This is a genomic window from Hymenobacter wooponensis, from assembly GCF_004745865.1.
GTDB lineage: Bacteria > Bacteroidota > Bacteroidia > Cytophagales > Hymenobacteraceae > Hymenobacter > Hymenobacter wooponensis.
Window position 1 is genome coordinate 261,963 of the sequence record NZ_SRKZ01000005.1, and the last position, 15,662, is coordinate 277,624.

Sequence of the window (15,662 nt, forward strand, 5' to 3'; positions counted from 1 at the left end):
GAAACCCGGCTCCTGGTAGCCGGGTTTTCTATTTATCACCTTACCACCATTGCATGTCATCAACCTCCTTTCCCGCTTCTAGTAACCGCTTAACGCAGGAAACAAGCCCGTATTTGCTACAGCACGCGCATAATCCCGTGGATTGGTACCCGTGGGGTGAAGAAGCGTTGGCACGCGCTCAGGCGGAGCAAAAGCCCATTCTAGTTAGTATTGGGTACGCGGCTTGTCACTGGTGCCATGTGATGGAACGGGAGTCGTTTGAGAATCCGCAGATAGCGGAGGTGATGAACCGCTATTTCGTCTGCATCAAAGTAGATCGGGAAGAGCGGCCTGATGTGGACCAGGTGTACATGGATGCGCTGCAAGCCATGGGACTGTCAGGTGGTTGGCCGCTTAATGTCTTTTTAAATCCCGAGGCCAAGCCATTTTATGGTGGCACATACTTTTCACCTCGTAACTGGGTGCAGTTGCTGGAAAGCATTGGCCAAGGCTATGCGGGTGAACACCGAGCCGAGTTGGATGCCTCGGCGGAGCAGTTTGCCCAGGTGTTGCAGGCCAGTGAACTGGATAAATATCGCATGCCAGCCACAGACACCGGTCTTTCTGCCGAACAGTTCAAGCTTCTTATCTACAACCTAGCTGCCCGATTTGATCGTGAAAAAGGCGGCACAAACCGGGCGCCCAAATTCCCGATGCCTAGCATCTGGCGGTTTCTGCTGCGCACTCATGCGTTAACCAACAGCGACGTCGTTTCGGACCAAGTACACCTTACATTGCGCGAAATGGCCTGGGGCGGCATCTACGATCAGGTAGGCGGCGGCTTTGCTCGTTACTCAGTGGATGAAGAGTGGCTGGTTCCGCACTTCGAGAAAATGCTTTATGACAACGGCCAATTGCTAAGCCTGTACGCAGAGGCCTACCAACATACCCAAGAAGAGCTGTATCGACAGGTGGCCTACGATACGGTGGGGTTTGTGCAACGTGAATTAATGAGCCCGGAAGGCGGCTTCTACTCTTCGCTGGATGCAGATAGTGAGGGCGAGGAAGGTAAGTTTTACGTCTGGACGCGGGAGGAACTGCAAGAGATTCTCGGCGACGAAGAGCCTTTGGCCACTGAGTACTATAGCTGCACGGCTTTGGGCAACTGGGAGCACGGCCGCAACATCCTGCACCTCCGCGAATCAGACGTGGCTTTTGCTCAACGCCATGAGCTTACACTGCCGGTCCTAGCTGACTTAGTAGCAGGTTGGAAGAAAAAGCTCCTTGGGGCGCGGGAAAACCGCGTGCGCCCTGGCCTAGACGACAAGATCCTGACGGGATGGAATGCGCTTATGCTGCAAGGGCTCGTAGATGCGTACCGGGCTTTTCAGGAGCCTCAGTTTCTGGAGCTGGCCTTACGGAATGCTACATTTCTGCAGCAGAACCTACGCCGGGGCGACCAGCTTTACCGCAACTACAAAAATGGGCAAGCTAGCATTAACGCCTTTCTGGAAGACTACGCCTTGTTGATCCAGGCCTACATCAGCCTCTATGAAGCTACGTTTGCGGAGGAGTGGCTGCGTGAGGCTGACACTTTACTGGCCTACATATTGGCAAACTTCTTTGACCCAGAGGAAAACCAGTTTTTCTATACCAATGCCCAAAGTGCTGCGCTGATAGCTCGCAAGAAGGAGCTTTTTGACAATGTAATACCAGCTTCTAACTCCGTAATGGCGCACAATCTGCACCGGCTAGGCCTGCACCTGGAGAATGAGCGTTACACAGAACTGGCAGGCCTCATGCTAGAGCAAGTGCATGAGCTAGCAGTGAAAGAGCCGCAGCACCTCACCAACTGGGCAGCCCTGTATGCGGCACGCCTGCGCCCTACGGCAGAAATAGCTATTGTAGGCCCAGAGGCGGAAAAATTCCGAGCAGACCTGAGCCGACATTATCTACCCAACATTGTGCTGGCTGGTACCACTACTTCTAGTGGGTTGCCTCTATTGGCTAACCGTGATGCCCGCCATAACCAGACAACCATTTACGTCTGCTTTAACCGAGCCTGTCAGCAGCCGGTGTACTCTGTAGATGAGGCGCTAGCTCAACTGGCCTAGAAGCTCAGAAAGCTTACTATTTGTCCGCAACTAGGCCACTCTACTTGTTGTTTATAGCAGTCCGTTTAAGCGTGACCTTAGTGGCGCTTATGCCAGGCTTGCTATATAGAACTGGCCTAGGCAAATCGTAGCGGGCTCGTCACTTCATTGAGGCAAGCCGTCTATCTTTACTATTCGCATTCTGTTTCTGATTTCTTTTGAGCCTCACGTTTGACTTTGTTCAGCCGCAGCCCGAACCGGCAGCCGACCGCGTTACGCTATTCGCGGACGTAATTCTGCCGTTGCCGCTGCCCAAACTGTACACCTATCGCGTCCCCTTCGAGCTAAATGACCAAGTGGTGATTGGGGGCCGTGTAATTGTGCAGTTTGGAGCCAAGAAAACGTTGAGCTGCATAGTGGCGGCCGTGCACGAAACGCCACCCGCCAACTACCAGGCTAAGTACATCCTGGAGTTTATTGATGATGCTCCCGTGGTGACTCAGCCTCAGCTGAAGCTGTTCCGCTGGATGGCCGACTATTACCTGTGTACGCTGGGTGAGGTGATTAATGCTGCACTGCCAGCTGCCCTCAAACTCAGCTCCGAAAGCCGCGTGCAGCTTCATCCGGCGTTTGAGGCCGAGACAAACCCATACCCGCTGAGTGAGCAGGAGAAGAAGATTGTAGAGGCGTTGAGCACCGGTGAGGAGGGTAAATCCATGACCTTCACCGAGGTTGGTGACCTGTTAGGCATTGCATCCTTTCACAAGTACATCAAGTCGTTGATGCAGAAGGATGTGGTATTCCTTTTCGAGCATCTTTCCGACAAGTACTCGCCCAAAGTGGTGAAGAAAGTGCGCTTGGCTCATCATTACGTGGCCGAAGCAGCGCTAGAGCAACTGTTTACGCAGCTTGCTTCCAAAGCCAAGCAGCTTGATGTACTTATGCGGTACCTGCAGCGGGTGCCCGTGTACCAGAACGAGCACGCCAACCACAAGGGCATGGAAAAGGCGGCGCTAACCAGCGCTCCGCACCTCTCTCCTTCGGCCGTGAACACGCTGATCAAAAATGGCGTGTTGGAGCAGTTTGATGTGATTGTGTCGCGGTTTCCGATGGAAGATGACGAGGCCGCCAACATGCACTTCACCTTGAGTGAGGCCCAGCAGGAGGCCCACGACGACATCATGCGGCAGTTTCAGGAGAAAGACATTGTGCTGCTGCACGGTGTAACGGGCGCGGGAAAAACAGAAATCTACATCAACCTGATTCAGCAAGCCTTGGAAGGCGGCGGGCAGGTGCTCTACCTGTTGCCCGAAATAGCCCTTACGGCCCAGATAGTAACGCGCCTGATGCGCGTGTTTGGCTCGCGGCTGGGCGTGTACCACTCCAAGTTCTCCGACAACGAGCGGGTAGAAGTATGGAATGGAGTGCTTTCGGGACGCTTTCAGGTGGTAGTGGGCGTGCGCTCATCGGTATTCCTGCCCTTCGATAACCTGGCGCTGCTGATTGTAGACGAGGAGCACGAATCAAGCTACAAGCAGTACGACCCGGCCCCACGCTACAATGCTCGCGAGGTAGCCCTGATGATGGCTAATTTCCAAGGCGCTAAAACGCTGTTGGGCTCAGCCACCCCTTCTGTGGAAACCTATTACCAGACCCGCACGGGGCGTTACGGCTTGGTATTACTGACCAAGCGCTTTGGTGAAGCCGGCCTGCCGGAGATTGAGCTAGTGGACACCCGTAAATCGCGGGAACAGAAAACTATGCTCAACCACTTCACGCCGGAATTGATGCAGGAGATGGAGCGTAAGCTGGCGGCCAAGGAGCAGGTAATTCTATTCCAGAACCGCCGCGGCTATGCTCCCTTCATTAACTGCCTCGACTGCGGTTGGATTCCGAAGTGTAAAAACTGCGCCGTAAGCCTCAGCTACCACAAGCACGCCCACGAGCTACGCTGCCACTACTGCGGCTACCACGACCGGATGCCGGTAGAGTGCCCGGCTTGCGGCTCTCGCAACATCAAAACGGTGGGGTTTGGCACTGAGAAGCTGGAGGACGACCTGAAGATTATGCTGCCCGCTGCCAGCGTGCAGCGAATGGACTTGGATACTACCCGCGCCAAAAACTCTTACCAGCAGATCATCTCCGACTTCGAGAAGCAAACAACCAACGTGCTGGTAGGCACGCAAATGGTGACGAAAGGCTTGGACTTTGCCAACGTGAGCCTGGTAGGCATCATCAACGCCGACAGCATCATTCATTACCCCGATTTCAGGGCCCACGAGCGGGCTTTCCAGATGTTTGTGCAGGTGAGCGGACGGGCAGGCCGCAAGGGCAAAAAGGGCAAAGTGATTATCCAAACGGGTGATCCGCAACAGGTGATCTTCGATAAGGTAATCCGCAACGACTACTTGGAGTTCTATGAGTATGAGATTCTGCAGCGTCGTGAGCATGGGTACCCACCCTTCATGCGTGTAATTCGCCTCACCGTGAAACACGTAGACCCGGTAGCTGCAGAACGAGCCGCCATTATGCTCACGCAGGAGCTGGTTGACCGCCTCGGCCGCGAGGCAGTGCTAGGCCCTGAGGCGCCTTATATTTTCCGGATTCGGAATTTCTACCTTCAAGAAATTACCATTAAGCTCAGCCGGGAGCACACCGTGCTGCGGTCAGCTAAAACTGATATTCTGGAGTCTATTAACCTTGTACGTGACCACAAAGACTTTAAGCAAGCGCGTATTGCAGCCGATGTAGACCCGATGTAAAAATGACACCACATGAATTGTCAACCTCAGAATAGTCATAAGGGGATTTTACACAGATAAAGGAGCTAACATTACTAAAGCACAGACCTTCTTCAGAACGTATAGTATGTAAACAAAAAGGCCCTAGTTACATATGTAACTAGGGCCTTTTTGATATTGTAATTATTCTTAAACCTCGTCAAGCAATCCAAGAACAATCAGAACTATACCGATAACGGCGAAGATGGTACCAATCACACCAAGTACCCCACCGAAAATACCTAGCAGAATACCTACCAAAAGTAAGATGATGCCTAGCTTAATATTACGGTTCAGTGCATTCGTGTCTTTCTTAGAAGCAACTTCCGATTTCTTGTTCACTTGCGCTTTAGTTGCGAGCTTATCCGCCTTCTTAGCGATGCTGCGCACCAATGCTTTCTGCGCAAGGCTCAACTTAGGAGCTGCGGCAGGAGCTTTGGCAGGAGCCATAGCAACGGCGGTACGCTCAGTTGCAACAGGCGCTGTAGCTGGTTGTGCTGCTACTACAGGGACTTTCTCAACTGGAGCAGCCTCCGGAGCACTAGCAGTAACTGCTTCAGCTGCAACAGGTGCCGTAGCAGGAGCGGGTGTTACGATCACACCGCGCTGGGTACCGTGGTAAGCCGAAGAGGTCTTGGGCAGCATGGCGTACTCAGCACGGTTGCAGCTCGTGAGAGCTACTGCTACGGCAGCAACGGCAGTCAGCTTGTGAAGGAATCCGGACAAGTGTTTCATGGAAAAAGGAATTAGTGTGAATGGTAAGCAAACGCGTTTTCTACGGGCTAAAGTAATAATTGGTCATAAAAAGCGGGATTAAATCTGTGCTCAGCTGTGTTACAGTAAAGTTTTGTGGGCCCAGAGCAGGCCTAGAAACAACTAGTGCCAGCACAAGAACTGGTCAGTTCGAACGCTTCGCTCAATTAGGATGTTAGCCCATTCGCCGTTTAATTGCACCGTGCGTATGCCCTTTTCTCTTTTGTTGTTTTGGCGTGTAAGTGTGGCCAGCTTGCTGTTATGTACTACAGCTTGCACCCAACCGCCCACTGAAAGCACTGCTGCTCAGCTTTCCCAATTTCAGGGAAGTGTGGTACCCGACAGTAGTGGGTATGAGCGCCGGACTCCGCAAGACCTAAACGGTATTGCCAAATACTACATGGGACGCCAGATTGCGCACGTAATGGGCCATGAAGGCTCTGATTGGCTGGAGCGACCCGACCGTCAGCAGGAAGAGGGTACAGATATTTTGTTGCGGGAGCTTCGCCTGAAACCTACCGATGTGGTAGCCGACTTAGGAGCTGGCACGGGCTACTTCACGTTTCGCCTCAGCCCGCTTGTTCCCCAGGGCAAAGTACTAGCCGTTGACATTCAGGCCGAAATGCTCACGGCTCTGGAAGCGAACAAAGCCAAGTTTAAAGCTCCAAACGTAGTACCGGTGCTGGGCACTACTAAAAGCCCTAATCTACCGGCTAATGGGGTAGATCTGGTGCTGATTGTGGACGCTTATCACGAGTTTGATCATCCTAGAGAGATGATGCGTGCCGTGCGCAATTCCCTCACTCCTACGGGCCGTTTGGCGCTAGTAGAATACCGGGCCGAAGACCCTAATGTGCCCATCAAGCGCATCCACAAGATGTCAGTAGCGCAGGCGAAGCGTGAAATGGCGGCCGTAGGCCTAGAACTGGCTGATACCATCGAGACGCTCCCTCAGCAACATCTAATGATCTTCCACCGGGCTAAGTAACAGGCCTAGGCTGTATAGGGCTATGGAGTGACCGTGCAGAGTGCGCTAGGTGGCCTACCTTTGTGGCATGTTTGCCTCTGCCGCCCCCGATCCTCGCCAGCTCTCTATTCACGATTTCACTTACCAGCTCCCCCCCGACCGGATAGCCCCCGAGCCGTTGGCTAACCGCGACCAGTCGCGGCTGCTCGTTTACCAAGCCGGCCAGCTTGAAGACCGCAGATTTCAGGAACTACCTACCCTACTGCCGCCCGATTCGCTGCTAGTCTTTAACGATACCAAAGTAGTGCGTGCTCGTTTGTTTGCGCACAAACCAACGGGTGGCCTAGTAGAGCTGTTTTGCCTAGAGCCCGTGGCTCCGCACACAGCTATTGAGCCGGCTATGCAGCAGACCGGTAGTTGCGTTTGGAAATGCTTAGTGGGAAATGGAAAGCGCTGGAAAACGGGACCTGTGTTGCTAGACTTCACCGTTGATGGCCAACCTGCTACACTTACGGCTGAGCGCTTAGAGCAAGGCGAAGGATTTGCCTTCATTCAGTTCAGCTGGGAGCCTGCTCATCTGCCATTTGCCGAGGTATTGCGGGCGGCAGGCCACTTACCCCTCCCCCCCTACCTCAACCGCCCCGACACTGACGTCGACGCCGTCCGTTATCAAACTGTCTATGCGGCGCACGAAGGAGCCGTAGCCGCCCCTACTGCCGGCCTTCACTTCTCCGATTCTGTGCTAGCTGAACTGGAAGCACGTGGGGTAGCTTCTGCGCACGTTACGCTACATGTTGGGGCCGGCACGTTTCAGCCGGTAAAAGCCGACCAGATGCTAGGCCACCCCATGCACGGTGAGCCCATTAGCGTAACTGCTACCACACTTCGTCAGCTGCTGGAACACTGGCCTAGGCCTATTTTGGCCGTTGGTACTACTAGTCTCCGAACTCTGGAGAGCTTGTACTGGCTGGGCGCTCGGCTTGTTCAAGAGCCACATGCGGAAACGAAGTGGCACGTAGGCCAGTGGCAGCCCTACGAACAAACAACAGAAGTTCCGACGGAAGCTGCACTTCAGGCGCTATTAGCTCATCTTCAGGCCACCGGCACTGAGGAGATACATGCTACCACGCAACTGCTAATTGCGCCCGGCTATCGGTTTAGATTGATTAAGGGGTTGATTACGAATTTTCATCAGTCAGAAAGCACCTTGCTGCTCCTGGTGGCTGCTCTGGTTGGCCCTGAGTGGCGGCACCTGTATGAGCACGCGCTAGAGAACAACTACCGCTTCCTGAGTTACGGCGACAGTTCGTTGCTGCTCCCTTGATTAACGTTACGCAAGTGGCCTAGAGCATGCTTTTGCAGTTTTCACCTGCAATTCTTCTCAACAGCAACTTATTTTTAGAGTAGCGTATAAGGACACAGGTTTACTTTTCCAAGCCTACTCCTTGTCATGAAAAAGATACTGATGATAGCCGCTGCCGTAGCCTTTTCTACCGCAGCTTTCGCCCAAGGCGATACCAAAACTGTAGCAAAAGATGATGCTACCGGCGCTAAAACTACCGTAACCACCCGCGACAACGGCACCATGAAAGTGGAGTCGCAGACGGGCCGCACGGAAGCTGGTGAAAAGATTCACAACACCAAAGAGGACGCCAAAGACGCTGGTCAGAAGACTGGTAGCGCCGTAAAAAGAGGTGCCCAGAAAACTGGCCACGTGGTGAAAAGAGGTGCTCAGAAAACCGGCCACGCTGTGAAAAAGGGCGCTAAAGCAGTAAAGAACAAGGCAGAAGACGTAGTAGACTAGTCTCTGCCTTACCGCACAAAAAAGCCCCGCTGCCATGGCAGCGGGGCTTTTTTGTGCGGTACATGCTTACTGGCCTACCATGAAGATGGCGTTGCCGAAGAGAAGCTTCCCCCCCTGCCAGAAGGCCCGGAAGAGAGGGTTGTCGCCAAGATACACTACCTGCCCGCGCCCCATATCCTGCGTACCGAGCACAAACGTGTCGTTTAATACGCGCTGAGCTTTGCGGCCTGCAAAACCGGCGGCATAGCTGTTCTTCTTCAGTACGCCCACATTCCATCCTCCATTGGGCATAAAGCGGTAGTTAGGGATGTCACGCAGCAAGGCGTAATACGTGTCGCCATACCCGAAAGCTAATGGGTGGGTATTATCCAGTTGAACACGGTAGACGCTGCCTTGTACCCGCTCGCCAATCTGCTCACGCTCTGCATCGGCATAGCGACGCAGGGCCGCATAAGGGCTAGCCTTCTTGGTTGCTGCCGAGTCAGCAGGCTTTGTTTTCAGCAGGAAGTCTTTCTTACCAGCCAGAAAGCGGGAAGCCCCCTCAAGGGCCACTAGCTTGCCACCTGCCCGCACCCAAGCTTTTACACTCTCCAAATTGCGCTCCGAGAGAATATCCTCATAGCCCCCATCGGGCAGAATGAGCACATCAAACTTAGCAAGCGGCACAGAGTTGAAATACTCTGTGCCTATAACCGTGATGGGATAGCCTAGCTGCTGCTCGAAAAAGTGCCACACCTCACCAAAAGCCGTAGCATCTACGCCTGGGCCAGCTAGCACAGCTACATTCGCCTGTTTGATTGGGCGCACGGAGCGCGAGCCTAAGTCGCCGCCACTCGTTGAAAAGCCCGATTGAACGGCCTGTACTAACACCCCAGCAGAATCTGCCTGGGCGCGCACCAGCTGATCGAATCGGTTGCCGAGAGCCTCGTTGCCAGTTCTGGTAATAACAACCGTACCCCGCTGATATTTCTGGCCTTCCGTTTCAAAGGGTTCATCGGCTACTCGCACCTTCACGCCTTGCTGCAGCAAACGCCCCAGAAAGCGCACATCCTGCAGGCTGTTCCAACGAGCCAAATAGGCGTACGGGCGCTCTGCCGGAGCGGCAGCACTTCCTTTCACGGTAGCTGCCGCCGGCCGCGACCCGGTAGCCTCCACCCGGCTCTTCAACGCGTAGGCCTTTACCCCAAAGGCATAAGGCAGAGACCAGGAAGTAAGGTCATAAGTCAGGGAATCTTCGAGGGCCGACTGCGGCTCGAACAGCACTTTCACCAAGGTTGATTTCGGCTGATACATGCTCACCACCACATCGTGCGGCTCGATCTGTACATTATCAGTTTTGCCGGTGGTGTAGTCGAAGCCTTTGAGCTTGCTGCGTTTAGTAGCGTAGCCGTAGGCAATCTGCTGCCGGTCGAGGTATTGCGTGAAGGCCCGCATCTGCCCAGGGTCGCCACTACTAGCCAGCACAAACGACTTATACTCCCCTTTAGGCTTAGTGCTAGCATTGGTGTAGAAGTTTTGGAACTCCTTCACCAGGTCGTTGTGGCGGTCAGAAGCCGCTTGGATAGTTGCTAGGCTAGTGGCGTGGTGGTGAGCAATGCGTTGCGACAAGGTTAGGGTATCGCCGTCGGCCTTAGTGTAGCGAATACCGGCCGGGCCACCGCCACCCTGCTCATAGGTCATGCCGATGGCGCCATTGAAGGATGGCCACGTATCGCCGTAGAAAGGCGCAAATAGGTCGTAGGTTTCGCGGGTAAAGTAGAGCCAGTTGTTCTTGTCAAATACCTGGCGGTTGTAGTCGCCGATAATGTTCTGAAACTTCCGCTGCCACTCTGTTAAGTCGGCGTGGAAGGGCTTGGCTGCCGGCGAGAAGTAGTAAGGGTTATTGGGCCCCATCTCGTGAAAGTCGGCGTGCACTTGGGGCAACCATTGGTTATATACCACAATCCGCTGGCGGCTTTCCTGCTGAGTCTGCCAAGCCCAGTCACGGTTCAAATCGAAATAGTAGTGGTTGTAGCGCCCGCCAGGCCATGGTTCCCGGTGCTCCCAGGAGTAGGGCGAGGCGTTAGCCTGCTGGTTGCGCACTCGGTTATACCACATGGCGTACCGGTCGCGGCCATCGGGATTCACGCAGGGGTCCACAATAACTACTAGGTTTTGTAGCCACTGCTGCATTTGCTGGTTTTGTGGGTTGGCCAGGTCATAGAGCACCTCCATCACTGCCTCCGACGATACCGCCTCGTTTCCGTGCACATTGTAGCTCAGCCATACCACGGCCGGCTGCTGGCGCTGAATGGCCCCTTTCTCTAGGCCTGCTAAGCGCAAATTATTGTGGCGGATGTTCTCCAACTGGCTCATGTTGTCTGCAGTAGCCACATATACCAGCTCTAGCGGGCGGTTTTCGTAGGTTTTGCCGTAACGCTGCAGCTTCATTTGGCCGGGCGTATGCTGCACCACATGTTCTACATAACGAAGTAGCGCAGCGTGCGGCGTAAACTGGGTCCCGAGCTCATAACCCAAAAACTGAGCGGGAGTAAGCAAAGGCCCCTCATTGGTTGTGGCCGGGGCTTGGGCGAAGAGCCGAGGGGCCCATAAGAGCAGGAGCAGCAAGTAGGCCACTCGAAAGCGAGAATATTGCACGGAAAGGAAAATTGCGCAGGCTACAGCCCACATAGTACAAGTGGAACTCAAAGAAAGCACAAAGAAGCGTTGGAAAGCATACGAAAGCCGGAAACCTTGCTCATTAGCTCATGCCTCTATCGCCGAGAGCATATGTCGCATGCACAGCGTAGCAATCAGGAAAATAGGGAGTAGATTGAGTGCCTACGCCACCCTTCCATCTACTTATGTCCAACAATTCTCCTCACGCCGCCACATTAATTGGTTTACTGCTAGCCGGAGCCTTGAGTGGCTATGCGCAATCAGCCATTACTTATCCAGTAGCATCAGAAGCTGATAAGGCTCAATTAGCCATTACAACGGCCGACACAGCCTACATTCAGCAGCACTACACTAAAAAGGAATACCAGATTCCGATGCGGGATGGTACCAAGCTCTACACCGTAGTGTACGCGCCCAACGACGCTGATAAAGTCCGCTACCCGATTATGCTCAACCGCACCCCCTACGCGGTAGGCCCCTACGGAGCCGGTAAATACAAGTACAGCCTGGGTCCCAGCAGCACCATGATGCACGAGGGCTACATCTTCGCCTACCAAGATGTACGGGGCCGCTATATGTCAGAGGGCCAGTTTGTAGATGTACGCCCAGAAAAGGATACGCACAAGGGCAAGAAAGATATCGACGAAGGTACCGACACCTATGACACTATAGAGTGGCTGCTGAAGCACGGCCCCAAGAACAACGGCCGCGTAGGCCAGTGGGGCATCTCTTACCCCGGCTACTACACGGCAACTGGCCTACTGAGCCGCCATCCAGCCTTAAAGGCTTCCTCACCGCAGGCCCCCATTGCCGACTGGTTTTGGGACGACTTCCACCACAACGGGGCTTTCTTCCTGCCGCACGCGTTCAATTTCCTAGCCTCCTTCGGACTTGCCCGGCCCCAGCCTACGCCTACTGGCAACCCCGGCTTCAACCATGGTACGCCTGATGGCTACGACTTCTTCCTGAAGATGGGGCCGCTGAAGAATGCCGATGCCAACTATTACAAGGGCAAGGTGGCCTTCTGGAACGAGATGACGAGCCACCCAAACTACGATGAGTTCTGGCAGGCCCGCAACCTACGCCCCCACCTCAAAAACCTTAACAAGGGCACGGCCGTGCTTACCGTAGGTGGCTTCAATGATGCCGAGGACCTGTTTGGAGCCTTGAAAACCTATGAGACCATTGAAAAGCAAAACCCCGGTATGCGCAATGGCCTCGTAATGGGCCCGTGGGTACACGGCGGTTGGGCGCGCGGCACCGGCGAAATGGTAGGTAATGTGGCCTACGGAGAGTCTCCGTCGCTGTATTACCAGAAGGAAATCGAGGCGCCCTTCTTCAAATCTTACTTGAAAGATGGTAAGCCTGCCGCCACTCCCGAAGCTACCGTGTTTGAAAGCGGTACCAACCGTTGGCGCACCTTTGAGGCTTGGCCGCCTAAGGAGGTTAAGGAGCGTGTTCTGTACTTCCAAGCAGCAGGTAAAATGGGTTTTGATAAGCCCACCAGTGGCCTAGAGTACGATCAGTACCTCAGCGACCCAGCTCACCCCGTACCCTTCTCCGAAGCCACTACCACGGGCATGACGCGCGAGTACATGACCGATGACCAGCGCTTCGCCAGTCGCCGGCCCGATGTGCTCACGTACCAGACGGAACCGCTCACTGAAGATATGACCTTAGCAGGCCCCATTCAGGCCCTGCTGCAGGTGGTTACCACCGGCACCGACGCGGATTGGGTGGTGAAGATTATTGATGTGTACCCGGATGACACGCCTAATAATCCGCGCACTAACCCCGCCGTAAAGCTCGGTGGCTATCAACAAATGGTTCGCTCAGAAGTGATGCGGGGCCGGTTCCGTAATAGCTTTTCCAAGCCCGAAGCCTTTGTGCCAGGCCAAGTAACGGCTGTTCCCTTCACCGTGCAGGACCTCTGCCATACCTTCCGGAAGGGCCACCGCCTAATGGTGCAGGTGCAAAGCTCCTGGTTCCCACTAGTGGATCGGAACCCGCAGACCTTCGTGCCGAACATTTTTGAGGCAGATGAGAAGGATTTTCAGGCCGCTACGCACCGCTTGTATCATTCTCCCGAGCATACCTCTCAGCTCACTGTGAGAGTGCTCTAGGCCACTTACGTCCCCTTTAGAAACAGCAAAGAGCAACGATATTGGGTATCGTTGCTCTTTGCTGTTTCTAGAGGGAACCTACTCTACATGCGGGGCACGTTATAAAAATCCATCTCCTGAGGCTTCTCCTTCAATTCATACAGCACACCCTCCGATACTCCACGGCCAAACAAGCTCAGGCCAGCGTTGAACACTACCAACGCCGCTGTGCCAGCCGCTACCCACTCCGATGTAGGGGCTTTGTTTCGTTTCTTGTCAGCAGCCCACTGCACTAAGCAGGTACCAAACCCGACAACAACCAGTCCGGCGGGGGCAAACGTGAGCCATTTTTTCTTGTGCGTCATAGGAGTGTGCAAATGTATCGGGACAGTGAAGATGGCGCCAATTCCGGAGTTGAACAAGGCCTGCAGATACAATCGTACCTTTGAGTCTGAATGTTTCGCCTCAGCAGCTTTCTTTTCACAGCGCTAGGCCTCCCACTGATACTAATTTTATGCCTTCTGCTTACGAACAACTCCTGCAGGTTGCCTTCCCAGAGGCTACCGATGCCAGCCGCTTCCTCTCGCCTGCCACGCTAACAGCCTACGATACCTTCCGGCAGGCCTCTAAAACGGATATTGCATTCCGCTTCGAGCGAGTACGCCTAGGTGTGGCCCTGGCCCTGATGAAGCTCCTCGCTGACCTGGGCGACCATGAAGAAAGCCGCCGCGTGATGGATGTCCTCCATCGTGCCCTAGGTGCCCGCTCTGTTGCTGAAATTGATGCTACTATTAACAAAGACGCCAAAGTATTCGAGCGCCTCTACACTAACCTCTACGTTAATGAAGACGGTGAGCTTCTGCTAGGCCTCTTCGAGCGTACCCTTGATGCCGACACCCAGCCGTTGATGGATGGGGTTATTCAGGAGGCTTTGGAAGTAGCCACCCAACTCGACTTCAGCCATCATGAGGATGACGAAGAAGACCAATAGCAAACTAGTGGCCTAGGCTAATACCAGCAGTACCTATAGCACAAAAAAAGGCCGCAACGGAATCGTTGCGGCCTTTTTAAATTATTATATAAAATACTTAGTAGCCAGGGTTCTGCACCAATGTAGTGTTCACGTTGATTTCGCGTAACGGAATTGGCAGCACCAGTCGGTCGCTGGTAATGGGATATGTAGTAGCGGGGCTTCCGTTCGCTCCTGGAATAAGAATGTTAGTATTAGTCCTTTTTAGGTCATGAATACGAAAACCTTCGAAAGCAAGCTCTAACTGACGTTCTCGCAAAATGGAAGCAAGTGACAATTGAGCCTCAGTCAATGGAGTAGCCCCAGAACGCGTACGCACACGGTTAACATCAGCCAATGCAGTAGTGACATCACCAGCGCGGAAAGCAGCTTCTGCCCGAATTAGGTACATCTCCGCGAGACGAATTATCGGAATGTTTTGGCCATAAGCACTGTATTTTCCAGTACGAAGTGCGCCAGCACGAGCACCATTACCAAGATATATGAGTTTTCTGGAGCTTCCGAAAGCAAGAGAGTCTGTCCCACGAGCATCACTTTCTTCATATTGTCCAGCAAAGCTCCCTAGCACGCGCACATCACCACGGCCAAGCTGACCAATGCTAGCGAACAGAGTTGCTAGGCCACTGTTAGAAGTTCCGGCGTTGTTTTGGTCATTTTGCTGAATCTCAAGCAGCGTTTCTGACGAATTGCGGTTTGTAAAAACCGACTGCAATGTGGGGGAAAGTGCTTTACCACTGTTTTTAATTACATCATCGGCCAGAGTGCGAGCCTCAACAAAGTTGCTTTGCTGCAAATACACTCGGGCTAACAGGGCTTTAGCGGTGTAGCTAGAAGCGCGGGTACCATTGCTCGCAGGCAGAAGCGTAATAGCGCTCTTTAGGTCTGCAATTACCTGCGCGTACACCTGAGCCACTGTAGCGCGTGGTTGCAGCGTAGAAGATTCTTCTACTGTTCTTATAGGTACTAGGTTTAGTGGAACACCCAACTGTGCGTTTGCACCGCCGGCTTCATACTGCTTGGCATACAAACGCACCAGTTCAAAGTGCATATCGGCCCGAATGAAACGAGCCTCGCCTTCGTACTGAGCTTTTAGATCTTCGTCTTTCACAACAGGTAGCGCATCAATTACCAAGTTTGTTTGGTTGATAGCTTGGTAAGCAGTGCGCCAAATAGATTCCGCAGTAGTGGTCTGCGAATTAGTGTTGCGGGTAGCTATCTGCCGGTAGTTTTGGAAAGACCCTTGAAAGCTGATGTAGTTGTCTACTGCCAGCAACTCAGGCACTAAAATCAGATCAGTGCCGTAAAGGTTTGGCGAATCCAAACGGGCGTACAGGCCGATTACGGCACTACCCACCTTGTCCTGCGTGTCAAGCGCAGTAGCCGCGTCAACGGACTGATACGGGTCAATATCAAGTTGTTTGTCGCAGGCTGTCAGGCCCAGGCTCAAGCCTAGTGCAAGAAGTACAGCGGAACGGAAAAATATAGTTTTCATCAGA

Annotated in this window: 11 protein-coding genes; 7 read left to right on the forward strand and 4 right to left on the reverse strand. The window is 53.6% G+C overall.

Going from position 1 to position 15,662, the window contains the following annotated elements; translation table 11 throughout:
* Positions 1 to 53: 53 nt before the first annotated feature.
* On the forward strand, positions 54 to 2,093 hold the full coding sequence (locus tag EU557_RS18185) for a thioredoxin domain-containing protein (RefSeq protein ID WP_135531891.1): 2,040 nt from the start codon (positions 54 to 56) through the stop codon (positions 2,091 to 2,093).
* A gap of 197 nt (positions 2,094 to 2,290) precedes the next feature.
* The gene (priA, locus tag EU557_RS18190; RefSeq protein ID WP_135531892.1) at positions 2,291 to 4,834 is read left to right on the forward strand and encodes a replication restart helicase PriA; all 2,544 of its coding nucleotides are present in this window, start codon (positions 2,291 to 2,293) and stop codon (positions 4,832 to 4,834) included.
* A gap of 168 nt (positions 4,835 to 5,002) precedes the next feature.
* Here the strand turns inward: priA and EU557_RS18195 are convergent, their stop codons facing one another.
* Positions 5,003 to 5,587, reverse strand: a complete 585-nt coding sequence (locus tag EU557_RS18195) for a hypothetical protein (RefSeq protein ID WP_135531893.1) — start codon at positions 5,585 to 5,587, stop codon at positions 5,003 to 5,005.
* Positions 5,588 to 5,813: 226 nt separating this feature from the next.
* Between EU557_RS18195 and EU557_RS18200 the strand changes: the two genes are divergently transcribed.
* The 3 genes from EU557_RS18200 (at position 5,814) to EU557_RS18210 (ending at position 8,376) form a co-directional block, all read left to right on the forward strand.
* Complete coding sequence (locus EU557_RS18200) at positions 5,814 to 6,593, forward strand: class I SAM-dependent methyltransferase (RefSeq protein WP_135531894.1); 780 nt, start codon at positions 5,814 to 5,816, stop codon at positions 6,591 to 6,593.
* Positions 6,594 to 6,660: 67 nt separating this feature from the next.
* Positions 6,661 to 7,896 carry an S-adenosylmethionine:tRNA ribosyltransferase-isomerase gene (locus EU557_RS18205; RefSeq protein ID WP_135531895.1) on the forward strand — a complete coding sequence of 412 codons (1,236 nt, stop codon included), beginning with the start codon at positions 6,661 to 6,663 and terminating at the stop codon, positions 7,894 to 7,896.
* Positions 7,897 to 8,022: 126 nt separating this feature from the next.
* A complete protein-coding gene (locus tag EU557_RS18210; RefSeq protein WP_135531896.1) occupies positions 8,023 to 8,376 on the forward strand; it encodes a hypothetical protein in 354 nt (117 codons plus the stop codon).
* A gap of 66 nt (positions 8,377 to 8,442) precedes the next feature.
* On the opposite strand, the gene EU557_RS18215 is transcribed toward EU557_RS18210, so the two are convergent.
* On the reverse strand, positions 8,443 to 11,013 hold the full coding sequence (locus EU557_RS18215; protein ID WP_245326318.1) for a M14 family metallopeptidase: 2,571 nt from the start codon (positions 11,011 to 11,013) through the stop codon (positions 8,443 to 8,445).
* Between the two features lie 206 nt (positions 11,014 to 11,219).
* Here EU557_RS18215 and EU557_RS18220 point away from each other — a divergent pair, with 206 nt between their 5' ends.
* The gene (locus EU557_RS18220) at positions 11,220 to 13,157 is read left to right on the forward strand and encodes a CocE/NonD family hydrolase (RefSeq protein ID WP_135531898.1); all 1,938 of its coding nucleotides are present in this window, start codon (positions 11,220 to 11,222) and stop codon (positions 13,155 to 13,157) included.
* Between the two features lie 83 nt (positions 13,158 to 13,240).
* On the opposite strand, the gene EU557_RS18225 is transcribed toward EU557_RS18220, so the two are convergent.
* Positions 13,241 to 13,501, reverse strand: a complete 261-nt coding sequence (locus tag EU557_RS18225; protein ID WP_135531899.1) for a hypothetical protein — start codon at positions 13,499 to 13,501, stop codon at positions 13,241 to 13,243.
* A gap of 149 nt (positions 13,502 to 13,650) precedes the next feature.
* On the opposite strand from EU557_RS18225, the gene EU557_RS18230 reads away from it, so the two are divergent.
* The gene (locus EU557_RS18230; protein WP_135531900.1) at positions 13,651 to 14,127 is read left to right on the forward strand and encodes a hypothetical protein; all 477 of its coding nucleotides are present in this window, start codon (positions 13,651 to 13,653) and stop codon (positions 14,125 to 14,127) included.
* 97 nt (positions 14,128 to 14,224) lie between these two features.
* Here EU557_RS18230 and EU557_RS18235 read toward each other — a convergent pair whose 3' ends face one another.
* A complete protein-coding gene (locus EU557_RS18235; RefSeq protein WP_135531901.1) occupies positions 14,225 to 15,658 on the reverse strand; it encodes a RagB/SusD family nutrient uptake outer membrane protein in 1,434 nt (477 codons plus the stop codon).
* Between the last annotated feature and the right edge of the window lie 4 nt (positions 15,659 to 15,662).

Coding starts and splice junctions, on each gene's coding strand:
- EU557_RS18205 (WP_135531895.1), top strand. CDS start 6,661: ATGTTTGCCTCTGCCGCCCCCGATCCTCGCCAGCTCTCTATTCACGAT.
- EU557_RS18210 (WP_135531896.1), top strand. CDS start 8,023: ATGAAAAAGATACTGATGATAGCCGCTGCCGTAGCCTTTTCTACCGCA.
- EU557_RS18185 (WP_135531891.1), top strand. CDS start 54: ATGTCATCAACCTCCTTTCCCGCTTCTAGTAACCGCTTAACGCAGGAA.
- EU557_RS18225 (WP_135531899.1), bottom strand. CDS start 13,501: ATGACGCACAAGAAAAAATGGCTCACGTTTGCCCCCGCCGGACTGGTT.
- EU557_RS18235 (WP_135531901.1), bottom strand. CDS start 15,658: ATGAAAACTATATTTTTCCGTTCCGCTGTACTTCTTGCACTAGGCTTG.
- EU557_RS18230 (WP_135531900.1), top strand. CDS start 13,651: ATGCCTTCTGCTTACGAACAACTCCTGCAGGTTGCCTTCCCAGAGGCT.
- EU557_RS18220 (WP_135531898.1), top strand. CDS start 11,220: ATGTCCAACAATTCTCCTCACGCCGCCACATTAATTGGTTTACTGCTA.
- EU557_RS18200 (WP_135531894.1), top strand. CDS start 5,814: ATGCCCTTTTCTCTTTTGTTGTTTTGGCGTGTAAGTGTGGCCAGCTTG.
- EU557_RS18195 (WP_135531893.1), bottom strand. CDS start 5,587: ATGAAACACTTGTCCGGATTCCTTCACAAGCTGACTGCCGTTGCTGCC.